Annotated in this window: 9 protein-coding genes; 4 read left to right on the top strand and 5 right to left on the bottom strand. The window is 68.2% G+C overall.

The genetic code is table 11. The annotated features are described in order from the left end of the window. Positions 1-14 precede the first annotated feature (14 nt). From WKR98_RS01450 to WKR98_RS01430, 5 genes are all read right to left on the bottom strand, one after another. A complete protein-coding gene (locus WKR98_RS01450; protein ID WP_341431821.1) occupies positions 15-1,571 on the bottom strand; it encodes an efflux transporter outer membrane subunit in 1,557 nt (518 codons plus the stop codon). Beyond that, a complete protein-coding gene (locus WKR98_RS01445) occupies positions 1,568-4,684 on the bottom strand; it encodes a multidrug efflux RND transporter permease subunit (RefSeq protein WP_341431820.1) in 3,117 nt (1,038 codons plus the stop codon). The genes WKR98_RS01450 and WKR98_RS01445 overlap by 4 nt, the downstream gene beginning before the upstream one ends. Then, positions 4,681-7,797: an MdtB/MuxB family multidrug efflux RND transporter permease subunit gene (locus WKR98_RS01440; RefSeq protein WP_341431819.1), complete on the bottom strand. Its 3,117-nt coding sequence runs from the start codon at positions 7,795-7,797 to the stop codon at positions 4,681-4,683. The genes WKR98_RS01445 and WKR98_RS01440 overlap by 4 nt, the downstream gene beginning before the upstream one ends. After that, positions 7,794-9,113: an MdtA/MuxA family multidrug efflux RND transporter periplasmic adaptor subunit gene (locus WKR98_RS01435; RefSeq protein WP_124691534.1), complete on the bottom strand. Its 1,320-nt coding sequence runs from the start codon at positions 9,111-9,113 to the stop codon at positions 7,794-7,796. Before WKR98_RS01435 ends, WKR98_RS01440 begins: the two co-directional genes overlap by 4 nt. 139 nt (positions 9,114-9,252) lie before the next feature. Further along, positions 9,253-10,053 carry a ComF family protein gene (locus tag WKR98_RS01430; protein WP_341431818.1) on the bottom strand — a complete coding sequence of 267 codons (801 nt, stop codon included), beginning with the start codon at positions 10,051-10,053 and terminating at the stop codon, positions 9,253-9,255. A gap of 102 nt (positions 10,054-10,155) precedes the next feature. Between WKR98_RS01430 and WKR98_RS01425 the strand changes: the two genes are divergently transcribed. From WKR98_RS01425 to WKR98_RS01410, 4 genes are all read left to right on the top strand, one after another. Continuing rightward, positions 10,156-11,103: a methyltransferase domain-containing protein gene (locus tag WKR98_RS01425; protein ID WP_341431817.1), complete on the top strand. Its 948-nt coding sequence runs from the start codon at positions 10,156-10,158 to the stop codon at positions 11,101-11,103. 189 nt (positions 11,104-11,292) lie between these two features. Next, positions 11,293-12,453, top strand: coding sequence for a cytochrome c oxidase subunit II (coxB, locus tag WKR98_RS01420; RefSeq protein ID WP_341431815.1), 1,161 nt, complete (start codon positions 11,293-11,295; stop codon positions 12,451-12,453). A 112-nt stretch (positions 12,454-12,565) separates the two neighbouring features. After that, positions 12,566-14,167: a cytochrome c oxidase subunit I gene (ctaD, locus tag WKR98_RS01415; RefSeq protein ID WP_124691530.1), complete on the top strand. Its 1,602-nt coding sequence runs from the start codon at positions 12,566-12,568 to the stop codon at positions 14,165-14,167. Then, the gene (locus WKR98_RS01410; RefSeq protein WP_238160194.1) at positions 14,168-14,278 is read left to right on the top strand and encodes a cytochrome oxidase small assembly protein; all 111 of its coding nucleotides are present in this window, start codon (positions 14,168-14,170) and stop codon (positions 14,276-14,278) included. The last annotated feature ends 22 nt before the right edge of the window (positions 14,279-14,300 follow it).

Below are 14,300 nucleotides of genomic sequence, written 5' to 3'. Positions count from 1 at the left end.
CGCCTGGCCGGCCGTCACCGCGTGGACGAATCCGCCTGAGCGCCGTCCCGCGTGGACGCCAGGGCGTCCGCATGCCAGCCTCCGCCCAGCGCGGCGATCAGGTTCACGCTGGCGGTCAGGCGATTGCCCAGCAATGACAGCGCGGTGCGCTCGTTGCTGAGCGCCGAGGTCTGCACGGTGACCACGCTCAGGTAGTCGATCAGGCCGGATTCGAACTGGTTGGTGGTGAGCCGCAGCGATTCGCGCGCCGCATCCAGGGCGCGCTGCTGCACGACCTGTTCCTCTTCCATCACGCGTAGTTGCGACAGGTAGTTCTCCACCTCGCCCAGCGCGGACAGCACGGTCTGCCGGTAGGCGGCCACCTGCTGGTCGTAGGTGGCTTCGGCCTGGCGGGTCTGCGCGCGGCGCAGGCCGGCGTCGAACAGCGGCGCGGCCAGCGAGGGGCCCAGCGACCAGAAGCGCGCCGGCGCGGTCAGCCAGTCCGAGAACTGCGAGCTGCGATAGCCCATCGAGGCGGACAGGGTCAACGAGGGGAAGTAGGCCGCCTTGGCGACGCCGATGCGCGCGTTGGCCGCCTGGACCTGGCGTTCGGCCGCGGCGATGTCGGGCCGGCGCTCCAGCAGTTCCGAGGGCAGGCCCACCGGGACCGCCGGCAGCATGGCCTGGAAAGTCGTGGGGGCAAGGCTGAACTCGGACGGTGGCTGGCCGGCCAGGATGGCGATGGCGTGCTCGAGCTGGGCGCGCTGCCAGCGCAGGTCCACGGCCTGGGCCCGGGTCGATTCCAGTTGGGTGCGGGCCTGGGCGATCTCGGCCTTGGCCGAGACGCCCACCGCATAGCGGTTCTCGTTCAGGCGCAGCGAGCGTTCATAGACCTTGATGGTGGCTTCCAGCAGGCGCTGCTGCTCGTCCATGATGCGCAACTGGAAGTAGTTGCGCGCCAGTTCGGCCTGCGCGCTCAGGTGGGCGTTGGCCAGGTTGGCCGCGCTGGCCTGCGCGCTGGCGGTGTCGGCCTCGATGCTGCGGCGGATGCGGCCCCACAAGTCGGCTTCCCAGCTGGCCGTGGCGCTCATGCTGTACTGGTTGCGGATGCTTTGCGAGCCGCCCTGGCTGATGACGACGCCGCTGCTGTTGGTGGTGGTGCTGCTGCTCGTGCCGGTACCGCTGCGCGTGGCCGAGGCGCTGCCGCTCAGCGTGGGGAACTGCCCGGCGCGCGTGGCCTGCACGGTGGCCAGCGCCTGCCGGTACTGCGCCTCGGCCTGCGCGATGGTCTGGTTGGCGGTCTCGACCTGCGCCATCAGGCGCGACAGCTCGGGGTCGCCGTAGACCTCCCACCACGGGCCGCGGCCCACGTCGTCGCGAGGCTCGGCGGCCTTCCAGCCGGCGGCTTCCTTGAACTGGACGCCGCTGTTCACGGTCGGCCGCACGTAATCGGGCCCCATGGCGCATCCGGCCAGCAGGGCGGCCAGCGCGGCGCAGACAGCCAGGCGCGCGCCGCCGGCCCGCGGCGGGCGGCGATCGGCAAGCGGGGAAGGGCAGGGCGTGCCCGCCACGGCGGGCCACGTCTTGGTCATAGATTGTCTCCGGGTAGCGCGAGGCCCGCCGATCGCGGCCGGCCCCAGCGCCGTTGCGCCCGCCAGTGCAGGCGGTCGAGGTACAGATAGACCACCGGGGTGGTGAACAGGGTCAGCAGCTGGCTGACGACCAGCCCGCCGACGATGGTGATGCCCAGCGGCTGGCGCAGCTCGGCGCCGGCGCCGGTGCTGATCACCAGCGGCACGGCGCCCAGGATGGCCGCCATGGTGGTCATCAGGATGGGACGGAAGCGCATCAGGCAGGCTTCGTGGATGGCCTCGCGCGAACTCAGGCCGCGCCGCCGTTCGGCATCCAGCGCGAAGTCCACCATCATGATGGCGTTCTTCTTGACGATGCCGATCAGCAGGAACACCCCGATCAGCGCGATCAGCGAGAACTCCCGGCCCAGCATCATCAGCGCCAGCAGGGCGCCCAGCCCGGCCGAGGGCAGGGTGGACAGGATGGTCAGCGGATGGATGTAGCTCTCGTACAGCATGCCCAGCACCAGGTACATGGTGACCAGGGCGGCCAGGATCAGCCAGGGCTGGGCGCTCAGCGACGATTGCAGCGCCTTGGCGCTGCCGGCGAAGCCCGCCTGGATCTCGGTGGTCGGCAGGCTGATGCGGGCCACCGCCTCGTTGACCGCGCGGGTGGCCTGTTCCAGCGATACGCCCGGGGCCAGGTTGAAGGCGATGGTGTCGGCGGCGAACTGGCTCTCGTGCGAGACGCTCAGCGGCGCGTTGGTGGTGCGCCACTTCGCGAAGGCCGACAGCGGCACGCGGGCGCCGGTCGAGGTGATGACGGTGACCTGCTGCAGCGCGTCGGCGTTCTGGGCGAAGCGCTGGTCCACCTCCATGACCACGCGGTACTGGTTGAGCGGGTTGTAGATGACCGAGACCTGCCGCTGGCTGAACGAGTTGTTCAGCACCGCGGCGATCATGGACATGTTCACCCCCAGCCGCGTCGCGGTCTCGCGGTCGATCTCCAGCGAGATCTGCCGGCCCTTGTCCTCGACGTCCACGTCGATGTCGGTCAGTTCGGGCAGGGCCGCCAGCGCCCGCTGGACGCGCGGCATCCAGGTCCGCAGCGTCGACAGCTCCGATGCCTTCAGCGAATACTGGTAGCTGGAGTTGGACATGCGCGCCCCGATGCGTATGTCCTGGTTGGGCATCAGGAACATGCGCGCGCCAGGCACGTTGCCCAGCTTGCCGCGCAGCCGGTTCATCACGTCGTCCACGGATACCTTGCGTTCGGCCAGGGGTTTGAGCTGGATCATCATGAAACTGGTGTTGCTGCCGCCGCGCCCACCGCTGTAGCCGACCATGCTCTCGACCGCCGGATCGGCCAGCACCACCTTGCGGAAGTACTCCAGCTTGGGGCGCATGGCCTGGAAGGACGTGCCCTGGTCGGCGCGGATGAAGCCCATGAGCTGGCCCGTGTCCTGCTGCGGGAAGAAGCCCTTGGGCACCTTCACGTACAGGTACACGTTGAGCCCGACCACCACGCCCAGCACGATCAGGGTCAGCAGCGAATGGCGCAGCACCCAGTGCAGCGCCCGGCCGTAGCCCCGCGTCATGCCGGCGAAGCCGGCTTCCATCAGGCGGGAGATCCGCCCCGGGGGCCGCGCTTCGCGCACGGGGCGCAGCATGCGGGCGCACATCATGGGCGTCAGCGTGACCGACACGATCAGCGACATCAGGATGGCGGCGGACAGCGTGACGGAGAATTCGCGGAACAGCCGGCCGACGATGTCGCCCATCAGCAGGATGGGGATGAACACCGCGATCAGCGACAGGCTCATCGACAGCACCGTGAAACCGACCTCGCGGGAGCCCACGAGGGCGGCTCGCAGCGGCGACATGCCGGCCTCCAGGTGCCGCGAGATGTTCTCCAGCACGACGATGGCGTCGTCCACCACGAAGCCGGTGGCGACGATCAGCGCCATCAGCGACATGGTGTTGAGCGAATAGCCGCACAGGTACATGACGGCGAAGGTGGCGATGAGCGAGACCGGGACCGCCACGCTGGGAATGATGGCGGCGCGGACGTTGCGCAGGAACAGCAGCACCACCAGGATGACCAGGATGACGGCGATGACGAGCGTGTGCTCGGCCTCGGCCAGCGAGGCGCGGATGCTGGGCGTGCGGTCCTGCGCCACCGTGAGCGCGACGTCGCCCGGCAACAGCGCCCGCATCTGCGGCAGCGCCTCGCGGATGCGGTCCACGGTCTCGATGATGTTGGCGGCGGGCTGGCGGCCCACCACCAGCAGGATGGCGGGGCTGTTGTTCAGGAACCCCATGTTGAAGAGGTCTTCCACCGAGTCCTCGACCCGCGCCACGTCGCTCAGCACCACCGGCGAGCCGTTGCGGTAGGCCACGATCAGCTGGCGATATTCGGAGGCTTTGCGCAACTGGTCGTTGGTGGCGACCTGCCAGCTCGTGTCGCTGTTCTCGAGCACGCCCTTGGGTCCGCGCGCGTTGGCGTTGTTCAACGCGGTGCGCACCTCGTCCAGCGCGATGCCGTACTGGTTGAGCGCGGTCGGGTTCAGTTCCACCCGCACCGCCGGCAGCGAGCTGCCGCCGACCTGGACGTCGCTGACGCCCTTGATCTGCGCGATGCGCTGCGCCAGGATGGTCGAGCCCACGTCGTAGAGCTGACCCTGGTCCAGCGTGGGCGAGGTCAGCGCCAGCACCATGATGGGCGCGGAAGCGGGGTTGCGCTTGGTATAGGTCGGGTTGCTGCGCAGCGAGCTGGGCAGCATGGTGCGCGCAGCATTGATGGCGCCCTGCACGTCGCGCGCGGCGCCGTCGATGTCGCGGCTCAGGTCGAACTGCAAGGTGACGCTGGTCGAGCCCTGGGTGCTGCGCGAGGTCATCTCGCTGATGCCGGCGATGCTGCCCAGCGAGCGCTCCAGCGGCGTGGCGACGCTGGAGGCCATGGTCTCGGGGCTGGCGCCGGGCAGGCTGGCGCGCACCGATATCGTGGGGAAGTCCACCTGCGGCAGTGGCGCGACAGGCAGCTTGACGAAGGCCAGGGCGCCGGCCAGCACCACCGCGATGGCCAGCAGCACCGTGGCCACCGGCCGCATGATGAACGGCGCGGAGATGTTCATGCCGTACCGCCCGGCTGGCCCACCGAGGCCGTGCGCCGCTCGCGCCTGCGGTTCATCGCATGACCCAGGCGGTCGAACATCAGGTAGATGACCGGCGTCGTGAACAGCGTCAGCAGCTGGCTGAACAGCAGGCCGCCCACCATCACGATGCCCAGCGGCTGGCGCAGTTCGGCGCCGCTACCGGTACTGAGCATCAGCGGCACCGCGCCGAACAGCGCGGCGAAGGTGGTCATCAGGATCGGCCGGAAGCGCAGCAGCGCCGCCTGGTGGATGGCGTCGCGCGGCGCCATGCCCTGCTTGCGCTCGGCCTCGAGCGCGAAGTCGATCATCATGATGGCGTTCTTCTTCACGATGCCGATCAGCAGGATGATCCCGATGATGCCGATCATGTCCAGATCGCTGCCCGCGATCATCAGCGCCAGCAGCGCGCCCACGCCGGCCGAGGGCAGGGTGGACAGGATGGTGATGGGGTGGATGTAGCTTTCGTACAGCACGCCCAGCACGATGTACATCGTGGCGATGGCGGCCAGGATCAGCAGCAGGGTGCTGTTCAGCGAGGCCTGGAAAGCCTGGGCCGCGCCCTGGAAGCTGGTCTGGATGCCCAGCGGCATGCCGATCTCGTGCTCGGCCTGGAGGATGGCGTCGACCGCGCCGCTGAGCGAGGCGCCATGGGCCAGGTTGAACGACACCGTGGCCGACGGGAATTGCCCCAGGTGGCTGATCGACAGCGCCGTGGTGCGCTCGGACACCCGCACGATGTTGGTCAGCGGCACCTGCTTGCCGTCGCTGGTGGCCACGTAGATCTGCGACAGCGACGACGGATCCTGCCGGAACTGCGGCGCGACCTCCAGCACCACGCGGTACTGGTTGGCCTGGGTGAAGATGGTCGATATCAGCCGCTGGCCCAGCGCGTCGTACAGCGCGTTGTTGATGTCGGCCGCCGTCACGCCCAGCCGCGAGGCGGCGTTGCGGTCGATCTCGACGTAGGTCTGCAGGCCGCGGTCCTGCAGGTCGTGGGTCACGTCGGCCAGTTGCGGCAGCTGCTTGAGCCGCTCGACCAGCTTGCGCGTCCAGGTGCCCAGCGTGTCCAGGTCGGGGTCTTGCAACGTGAACTGGTACTGGGTGCGGCTGACGCTGTCCTCGATGGTCAGGTCCTGCACCGGCTGCATGTACAGCCGCAGGTCCTCCAGCTTGTCCAACTGCGGCTGCAGGCGGGCGATCACCTGCGCCGCCGACGCGCTGCGTTCGCCGTGCGGCTTCAGGTTGATCTGCAGGCGGCCGGCATTGAGCGTGGCGTTGGTGCCGTCCACGCCGATGAAGGACGACAGGCTGGCCACGTCCGGATCGCGCAGGATGACCTCGGCCGCCGCCTGCTGGCGCCGCGCCATGGCGGCGAAGGACACCGACGGCGAGCTTTCGCTGATGGCCTGGATGACGCCCGTGTCCTGCTGGGGGAAGAAGCCCTTGGGAATGACGGCGTACAGCAGCACGGTCAGCAGCAGCGTGCCCAGCGCGACCAGCAGCGTCAGCGGCTGGTGCGACAGCACCCAGCGCAGCATGCGGTCGTAGCCGGCGATGATGCGGTCGAACCATTCGCCGCTCTTGCGGTAGAACCGGCCCTGCTCCTCGTCGGGGATGTGGCGCAGGTACTTCGAGCACATCATGGGGGTCAGGCTGAGCGAGATCACCAGCGAGATCAGGATGGAGACCGCCAGGGTGATGGCGAATTCGCGGAACAGCCTGCCGATCACGTCGCCCATGAACAGCAGCGGAATCAGCACGGCGATCAGCGAGAACGTCAGCGAGATCAGCGTGAAGCCGATCTGCGCCGCGCCCTTCAGGGCAGCCTGCACCGGCGTCTCGCCCTGTTCCAGGTAGCGGGCGATGTTCTCGATCATGACGATGGCGTCGTCCACCACGAAGCCGGTGGCGATGGTCAGCGCCATCAGCGTGAGGTTGTTGACGCTGAAGCCGGCCAGGTACATGACGCCGAAGGTGCCGATCAGCGACAACGGGACGACCACGCTGGGAATGATGGTGGCCGTGAGATTGCGCAGGAACACGAAGGTGACCATGACCACCAGCGCGACCGCCAGCAGCAGCTCGAACTGCACGTCCTTGACGGACGAGCGGATGGATTCGGTGCGGTCCGACAGCACGGCCACGTCCAGCGTGCTGGGCAGCGCCGCCTGCAGGTCGGGCAGCAGCTTGCGGATGTTGTCCACCACCTGGATCACGTTGGCGCCGGGCTGGCGCTGCACGTTCAAAAGGATGGCCGGCTGGCCGTCGGCCCAGGCGGCCTGGCGGGTGTTCTCGGCGTCGCGTTCGATCTCGGCCACGTCCGACAGCCGCACCGGCGCGTTGTTGGCGTAGGCGATGATCAGGTCGCGGTACTGCTCGATGGTCTTCAACTGGTCGTTGGCGTCGAGCGTGGTGGCGCGGCTGGGGCCGTCGAAGTTGCCCTTGGGCTGGTTGACGTTGGCGCCGGTGATGGCGGTGCGCACGTTGCCGAGGTTCAGCCCCACCGAGGCCAGGGCGCGCGGGTTCGCGCGGATGCGCACGGCCGGGCGCTGGCCGCCGGCGATGCTGACCAGGCCCACGCCCGAGACCTGCGAGATCTTCTGCGCCATGCGCGTGTCCACCAGGTCGCGCACCTGGTAGAGCGGCAGCGTGGGCGAGCTGATCGCCAGCGTCAGGACCGGCGTGTCGGCGGGATTGACCTTGTTGTAGATGGGTGGCGCGGGCAGATCGTTGGGCAGCAGGTTCGAGCCGGCGTTGATGGCCGCCTGGACCTCCTGCTCGGCCACGTCCAGCGGCAGGTCGAGGTTGAACTTCAGGGTGATGACCGAGGCCCCGCCCGAACTGATGGACGACATCTGGTTCAGGCCGGGCATCTGGCCGAACTGGCGCTCCAGCGGCGCCGTCACCAGCGAGGTCATGACGTCGGGGCTGGCGCCGGGATACTGCGTCACCACCTGGATGGTCGGATAGTCGACCTCGGGCAGCGCCGAGACCGGCAGCATCTTGTAGGCGATCAGGCCCGACAGCAGGATCGCCAGCATCGCCAGCGACGTGGCGATCGGGCGCAGGATGAACAGCCGCGACGGATTCATGGCGCCGCGCGTCCGTTGCCGCGGCGGCGCGCGCCCTGGCCGGCACCGCGCTGCAACTGCGAGCCGGCCGCCTCGGGCACGGCCTCGCCGCCGGTCACGACCTGCACCGGTGCGCCGTCGCGCAGGCGGTCCACGCCCTCGACCACGATGCGGTCGCCGGGCTTGAGGCCTTCCTGCACCGATACCCGCTCGCCGTCGCTCGGGCCGAGCTTGATCACGCGCAGCGAGACGGTGTTGTCGTCGTTGACCACATAGACGAAGGTGCCCGGCGTGCCGCGCTGCACCGCGCCGGCGGGAATGACCGTGGCGCCGGCCAGCGTGCGCACGTGCAGCCGGGCGTTGACGAACTGGTTGGGGAACAGGCTCTCGTCCTTGTTCTCGAAGCGGGCCTTGAGCTTGACCGTGCCGGTGGTCGTGTCGATCTGGTTGTCCACCGTGGTCAGCACGCCGTCGGCGAGGTGGCGCACGTCGGCCCGGTCATAGGCCTGGACGGCCAGCGTCTTGCCCGCCCGCAGCTGGGCCAGCACGTCGGGCAGATCGCCCTCGGCAATGGTGAACAGCAGCGAGATGGGCTGGGTCTGGGTGATGATGACCAGGCCGTTGGTATCGCTGCTGCGCACGAGGTTGCCCAGGTCGACCTGGCGCAGGCCCAGGCGGCCGGAGATCGGCGCGGCGACGCGGGTGTAGTCGAGCTGCAGCTTGGCGTTGTCCACCGCCGCCTGGTTGGTCTTGAGCGTGCCTTCGTACTGGCGCACCAGGGCCACCTGCGTGTCCACCTGCTGGCGCGCGATGGAATCCTGCGCGTACAGGGTCTGGTAGCGTTCCAGGTCGCGCCGCGCGTTGTCGAGCTGCGCGCGGTTCTGTTCCAGCGTGCCCTGGGCCTGGGCCAGCGCCACCTGGTAGGGGCGGGGGTCGATCTGCACCAGCAGGTCGCCGGCCTTGACGAACTGGCCTTCCTGGAAAAGGATCTTCTGCAGTTCACCGTCCACCTTGCTGCGCACCGTGGCCGTGTTGTACGCGGTGACCGTGCCCAGCGCCTTCAGGTAGACCTTCATGTCCTCGGCCCGGGCGGGCGAGACCCGGACCGGCGTGGCGGCCTGGAAGCCGCCCGGCCCGCCTGGTCCACCCGGCCCGCGCGGCGCGCCGACGCCTGGCTTGCCCGCTTCGGGCGCCGCCTGCTGGCGCGCGTGCCACCACCAGTATCCGCCGCCGGCCAGGGCGACCACGACCGCCAGCCAGAGCCAGCGCTGTTTTTTCTTGCCGTTCGACGGGGAAGAAGACGGAGCCCGTTCGGGCTGGGGGGGAATGTCGGCCATGGAGTTCCAGATAAGGCTTGCCTGATTCGCGCCGCGGGGAAAATGCCCCGGATCGCGGCGCCCTCTAAGGTATTCCAGTTGCGGCGCAATGTGTTGACAAGAAGCCCGGGTTTGAAATCGATCGAAATCGTTTGTTGCCTCAGTCCCGACATTCTGCCCGCGGCCTGGCACGCAAACCGGCGGGAAATTGCCCCGGGGTGCGCGCCACGGCCAGTGCGACCACCGAGGCGGCCCCGGCCATCCGCAGCGCGGCCGCCGCCGCGTGCAGGGTGCTGCCCGTGGTCATGACGTCGTCCACCAGCCCGACGCACAGCCCCCGGGCCTGCGGCGCGCAAGCATACAGCCCCCGCACCGCCTCGCGCCTGCCCAGGCGCCCCAGGCCGCTCTGCTTGGCCTGTTCGCGGCGGCGGCGCAGCAGGTCGTGGCGCACCGGCAGCGCCAGGTCGCGGCCCAGGGCGCGGGCGATCTCGGCGGCGGGATTGAAGCCGCGCCGCCGCAACGACGCGAACGAGGCGGGAATGGGAACCAATACGGTCCCGGACTCCAGGGGTTGCGGCTGGTGGCGCACGGCCTCGGCCAGCAGGTTGCCCAGCAGGTCGGCGCGGCCGTAGCGGCGGCCGTTCTTCAATTGCAGCACCAGGGCGTCGGCCGGCGGCGCGTAGTCGAAGGCGATGATGGTGCGCGAGAACGCCGGCGCGAGGTCCGCGCAGTCGGGGCAGGCGGTGTCGTGCTCCGGCAGGGGCAGCGCGCAGCGGGCGCAGCGCCACGGCAAACCCAGGCCCGGTAGGGTGCGGGCGGTCCGGCAGGCGGCGTCCTCGCAGGCGGCGCACAGCATGCCGCCGCGGCCGCGGCTGGCGCACAGGGGGCAGTCGGACGGCACGAGCGCGCGCAGGCGCGCCGCCAGGTGCCGCCAGCGCGGCAGGGGGAAGGGTGCGGGCATGAAAAACCTGTCGGTGGCATCATGGAGGGTGGACGCGGCTACCGCGTCCGGGCGCTTTTGCGCCGCAGTTTAGGAATTCCTTGGATTTTCGTGCGTGTTGCAATGACAGAAAGCTCCCATCCAGAACGCCTGCCGACGCTGCCCCTGGCGCGCGAGCACGTGGCGCTGCAGTTCGGGCGCCGGGGCGACCTGGAGGCGGCGCAGTTCCTGTACGGCGAGATCGGCGCCCGTATGTTCGAGCGCCTGGAATACATCCGGCTGGCGCCGAAAGCCATGCTGGACGCGGGTTGCGGCGCCGGCGCGGCGCTGGAGCGGCTCCAGGCGCGCTATCCCGGGGCCGCCTATACCGGCGTGGACCTGAGCGCGGCCGTGCTGGCCCATGCGCGCCGGCTGCACCTTCCTGCGTCGATGGGCGCGCGCCTGCGCCATTCCGCGCTCAAGCTGGCCGGCCGCGGCGCGCCGCCGCTGCCGGCGTTCGTCCAGTCCGACATGGCCGCCACGGGCCTGCCGCCCGAGTCGCTCGATCTCGTCTGGTCCAACATGGCCCTGCACTGGCACCCCGAGCCGCACGCGGTGCTGGCCGAATGGCGCCGCCTGCTGCGCGTGGGCGGGCTGGCGATGTTCAGCTGCCTGGGGCCCGCGACGTTCCGCGAGCTGCGCGAGGCGGTGGCGCGGGCCGGCCTGGATACGGTCACGCCCGAGTTCGTCGACATGCACGATTTCGGCGATCTGCTGATCGAGAACGGCTTCGCGGATCCGGTCATGGACCAGGAGGTGCTTACCTTCACCTACCGGCACGCCGACAGCCTGCTCGACGACGTGCGGCGGCTGGGCGGCAATCCCGCGCGCGGCCGCAGGAGGGGGCTGGCCACGCCCGCGTGGCGCGCGCGGCTGGTCGAGGCCATCGAGGCGGGACGCGGGCCGGACGGCCTGATCCGCCTGACCGCCGAAGTCGCGTACGGCCATGCGTGGCGTGCCGCGTCATACCGGTCGGCGCCCGGCGAGACGCATATTCCGGTCTCGTCCATAGGGCGCGGCGGGGTGCGCTGAGCCTGCTCAAAGTGGCTCGGGTTGCTGGTCCCGTCTGGCACCCCGTATAATCTTGCGATTCTATGCGCTAGCAACATAATTATTTTCCACGGCGCATGGTGAGGAGTTTTGTGGCGGTGGGGGCCCGCGCAAGCTGCGCACGGTGTCGGCTGCCTGAATAACACTAAACGCTGTTCTTCGAGGTCGGACATGAAGAAGTGGTTGGGTGGGTCGTTGGGGGCGTTGATGGTCAGCATGCTGGCCGGCAACGCAGCATTTGCCGTCAACGACAGCGTGGGCGGCCCGAAAGTCAATCAGCTCAATCTGCACGAGCCTGTCACCAGCATCGCCGCGCAGATCGAGTGGCTGCACTGGATGATGCTGGCCATCTGTATGGTCATTTTCATCGCGGTGTTCGCGGTGATGTTCTATTCCATCTGGGCGCACCGGAAGTCGCGCGGGGCCAAGCCCGCGTCGTTCCACGAGAGCATAGGCGTCGAAGTCGCATGGACCGTGATTCCGTTCCTGATCGTCATCGGCATGGCCCTGCCGGCCACCAAGACCGTGGTCGCGATGAAGGACACGTCCAATGCCGACGTGACGGTGAAGGCCACCGGCTACCAGTGGAAATGGGGCTACGACTACCTGAACGGCGAAGGCGAGGGCATCTCCTTCCTGTCCAACCTGTCCACCCCGATCGAGCAGCGCAACGGTACCGAGCCCAAGGGCGACAACTACCTGATCGAGGTCGACAATCCCCTGGTCGTGCCGGTCAACAAGAAGGTCCGCGTCATCACCACCGCCAACGACGTCATCCACGCCTGGATGGTGCCGGCCTTCGGCGTCAAGCAGGATGCCATTCCCGGCTTCGTGCGCGACACCTGGTTCCGTGCCGAGAAAACCGGTGAATTCCGCGGCCAGTGCGCGGAACTGTGCGGCAAGGACCACGCCTTCATGCCCATCGTCGTGAAGGTCGTGTCCCAGGAAGACTATAGTAAGTGGGTCGAGGAGCAGAAGGCCAAGCTGGCCGCGCAAGCCGACGACCCCAACAAGACCTGGACGGCCGACGAACTGAAAACCCGCGGCGAAAAGGTGTTCGCGTCCAACTGCGTGGCCTGTCACCAGGCCAACGGCAAGGGCGTGCCGGGCACCTTCCCCGCGCTGGACGCCGACCCGACCGTACTGGGCCCCAAGGACAAGCAGATCGAAACCTTGCTGAAGGGCCGTCCCGGCACCGCCATGGCCTCGTTCGCGCACTTGTCCGACGTCGAGATCGCCGCGGTCATCACCTACACCCGCAATGCCTGGAGCAACGCGGGCAAGGGCCAGGATCCCGTCGTGCAGCCCGCCGATGTGAAGTCGGCCCGCTAAGGACGCGCCGCCGCCCCGAGGGGGCGGCCATGCAGTACCGGTTCAGTTTTCACATATTGAGCGCCTTCGTCACGATAGCGAAGACAGCAGTACGGAGCAGCAAGGAGCCATCATGAGCAGCACCGCGATCGATCACGCCCACGGGCACGATCATGACGACCACGCCCACGGTCATCCGACTGGCTGGCGGCGTTGGCTGTTCGCCACGAACCACAAAGATATCGGTACGATGTACCTGATCTTTTCCTTCACGATGCTGCTGGAAGGCGGACTGCTGGCGCTGCTGCTGCGCACCGAGCTGTTCGAGCCGGGCATCCAGTTCTTCCAGCCCGAACTGTTCAACCAGTTCACCACCATGCACGGCCTGATCATGGTGTTCGGCGCGATCATGCCGGCCTTCGTGGGCTTCGCGAACTGGATGATCCCGCTGCAGATCGGCGCCTCGGACATGGCCTTCGCGCGGATGAACAACTTCAGCTTCTGGCTGCTGCCCGTGGCCGCCATCCTGCTGACGGTTTCGTTCTTCGTGCCCGGCGGCGCCACCGCCGCGGGCTGGACGCTGTATGCGCCGCTGTCGGTCCAGATGGGACCGGGCATGGACTTCGCGATCTTCGCGGTCCACATCATGGGCGCCTCGTCCATCATGGGCTCGATCAACATCATCGTGACCATCCTGAACATGCGCGCGCCCGGCATGACGCTGATGAAGATGCCGCTGTTCTGCTGGACCTGGCTCATCACCGCCTACCTGCTGATCGCCGTGATGCCCGTGCTGGCCGGCGCCATCACCATGGTGCTGACCGACCGCCACTTCGGCACCTCGTTCTTCAACGCGGCCGGCGGCGGCGACCCGGTCATGTACCAGCACATCTTCTGGTTCTTCGGGCACCCCGAGGTCTACATCATGATCTTGCCGGCGTTCGGCATCGTGTCGGCCATCGTCCCGGTGTTCGCCCGCAAGCGCCTGTTCGGCTATGCCTCCATGGTGTATGCCACGGCCTCGATCGCCATCCTGTCGTTCATCGTGTGGGCCCACCACATGTTCACGACCGGCATGCCCGTTACCGGCCAGCTCTTCTTCATGTACGCGACCATGCTGATCGCGGTGCCCACGGGCGTGAAGATTTTCAACTGGCTGGCCACCATGTGGCGCGGTTCCATGACCTTCGAGACGCCGATGCTGTTCGCGATCGGCTTCATCTTCGTGTTCACGATGGGCGGCTTCACCGGCCTGATCCTGGCCGTCGCGCCCATCGACATCCAGGTGCAGGACACCTACTACGTGGTGGCGCACTTCCACTACGTGCTGGTGGCCGGTTCGCTGTTCGCGCTGTTCGGCGGCACCTACTACTGGCTGCCCAAGTGGACGGGCGTGATGTACGACGAGAAGCTGGGCAAGATCCACTTCTGGTCCTCGCTGATCTCGTTCAACATCACGTTCTTCCCGATGCACTTCCTGGGCCTGGCCGGCATGCCCCGCCGCTACGCGGACTACGCCGCCCAGTTCACCGACTTCCACCAGATCGCCACCATTGGCGCCTTCTGGTTCGGTCTGTCGCAACTGCTGTTCCTGTACGTCGTGCTGAAGGCCTACCGGGGCCATGGCGAGCCCGCTCCCGCCAATCCCTGGGGCGCCGAGGACGGCGGCCTGGAATGGACCCTTCCTTCGCCGGCGCCGTACCATTCGTTCGAAACGCCGCCCCAGGTCAAGTAGATGGTCACGTCCGAGCAGCGCCGCCGCAACCGGCGCACGGGCCTTGCACTCGCAGCTCTGGTCGCCGCGTTTTTCCTGGCGGTGATCCTGCGCAAGGTCTTCCTCGGCTGACCCGATACGTGTCGCAGGTGCC

This window comes from Pigmentiphaga sp. YJ18, from assembly GCF_038066655.1.
Classification (GTDB): Bacteria; Pseudomonadota; Gammaproteobacteria; order Burkholderiales; family Burkholderiaceae_B; genus Pigmentiphaga.
The sequence above is the reverse complement of the archived record's forward strand: the minus strand, read 5'-3'. Positions and strand labels throughout refer to the sequence as shown.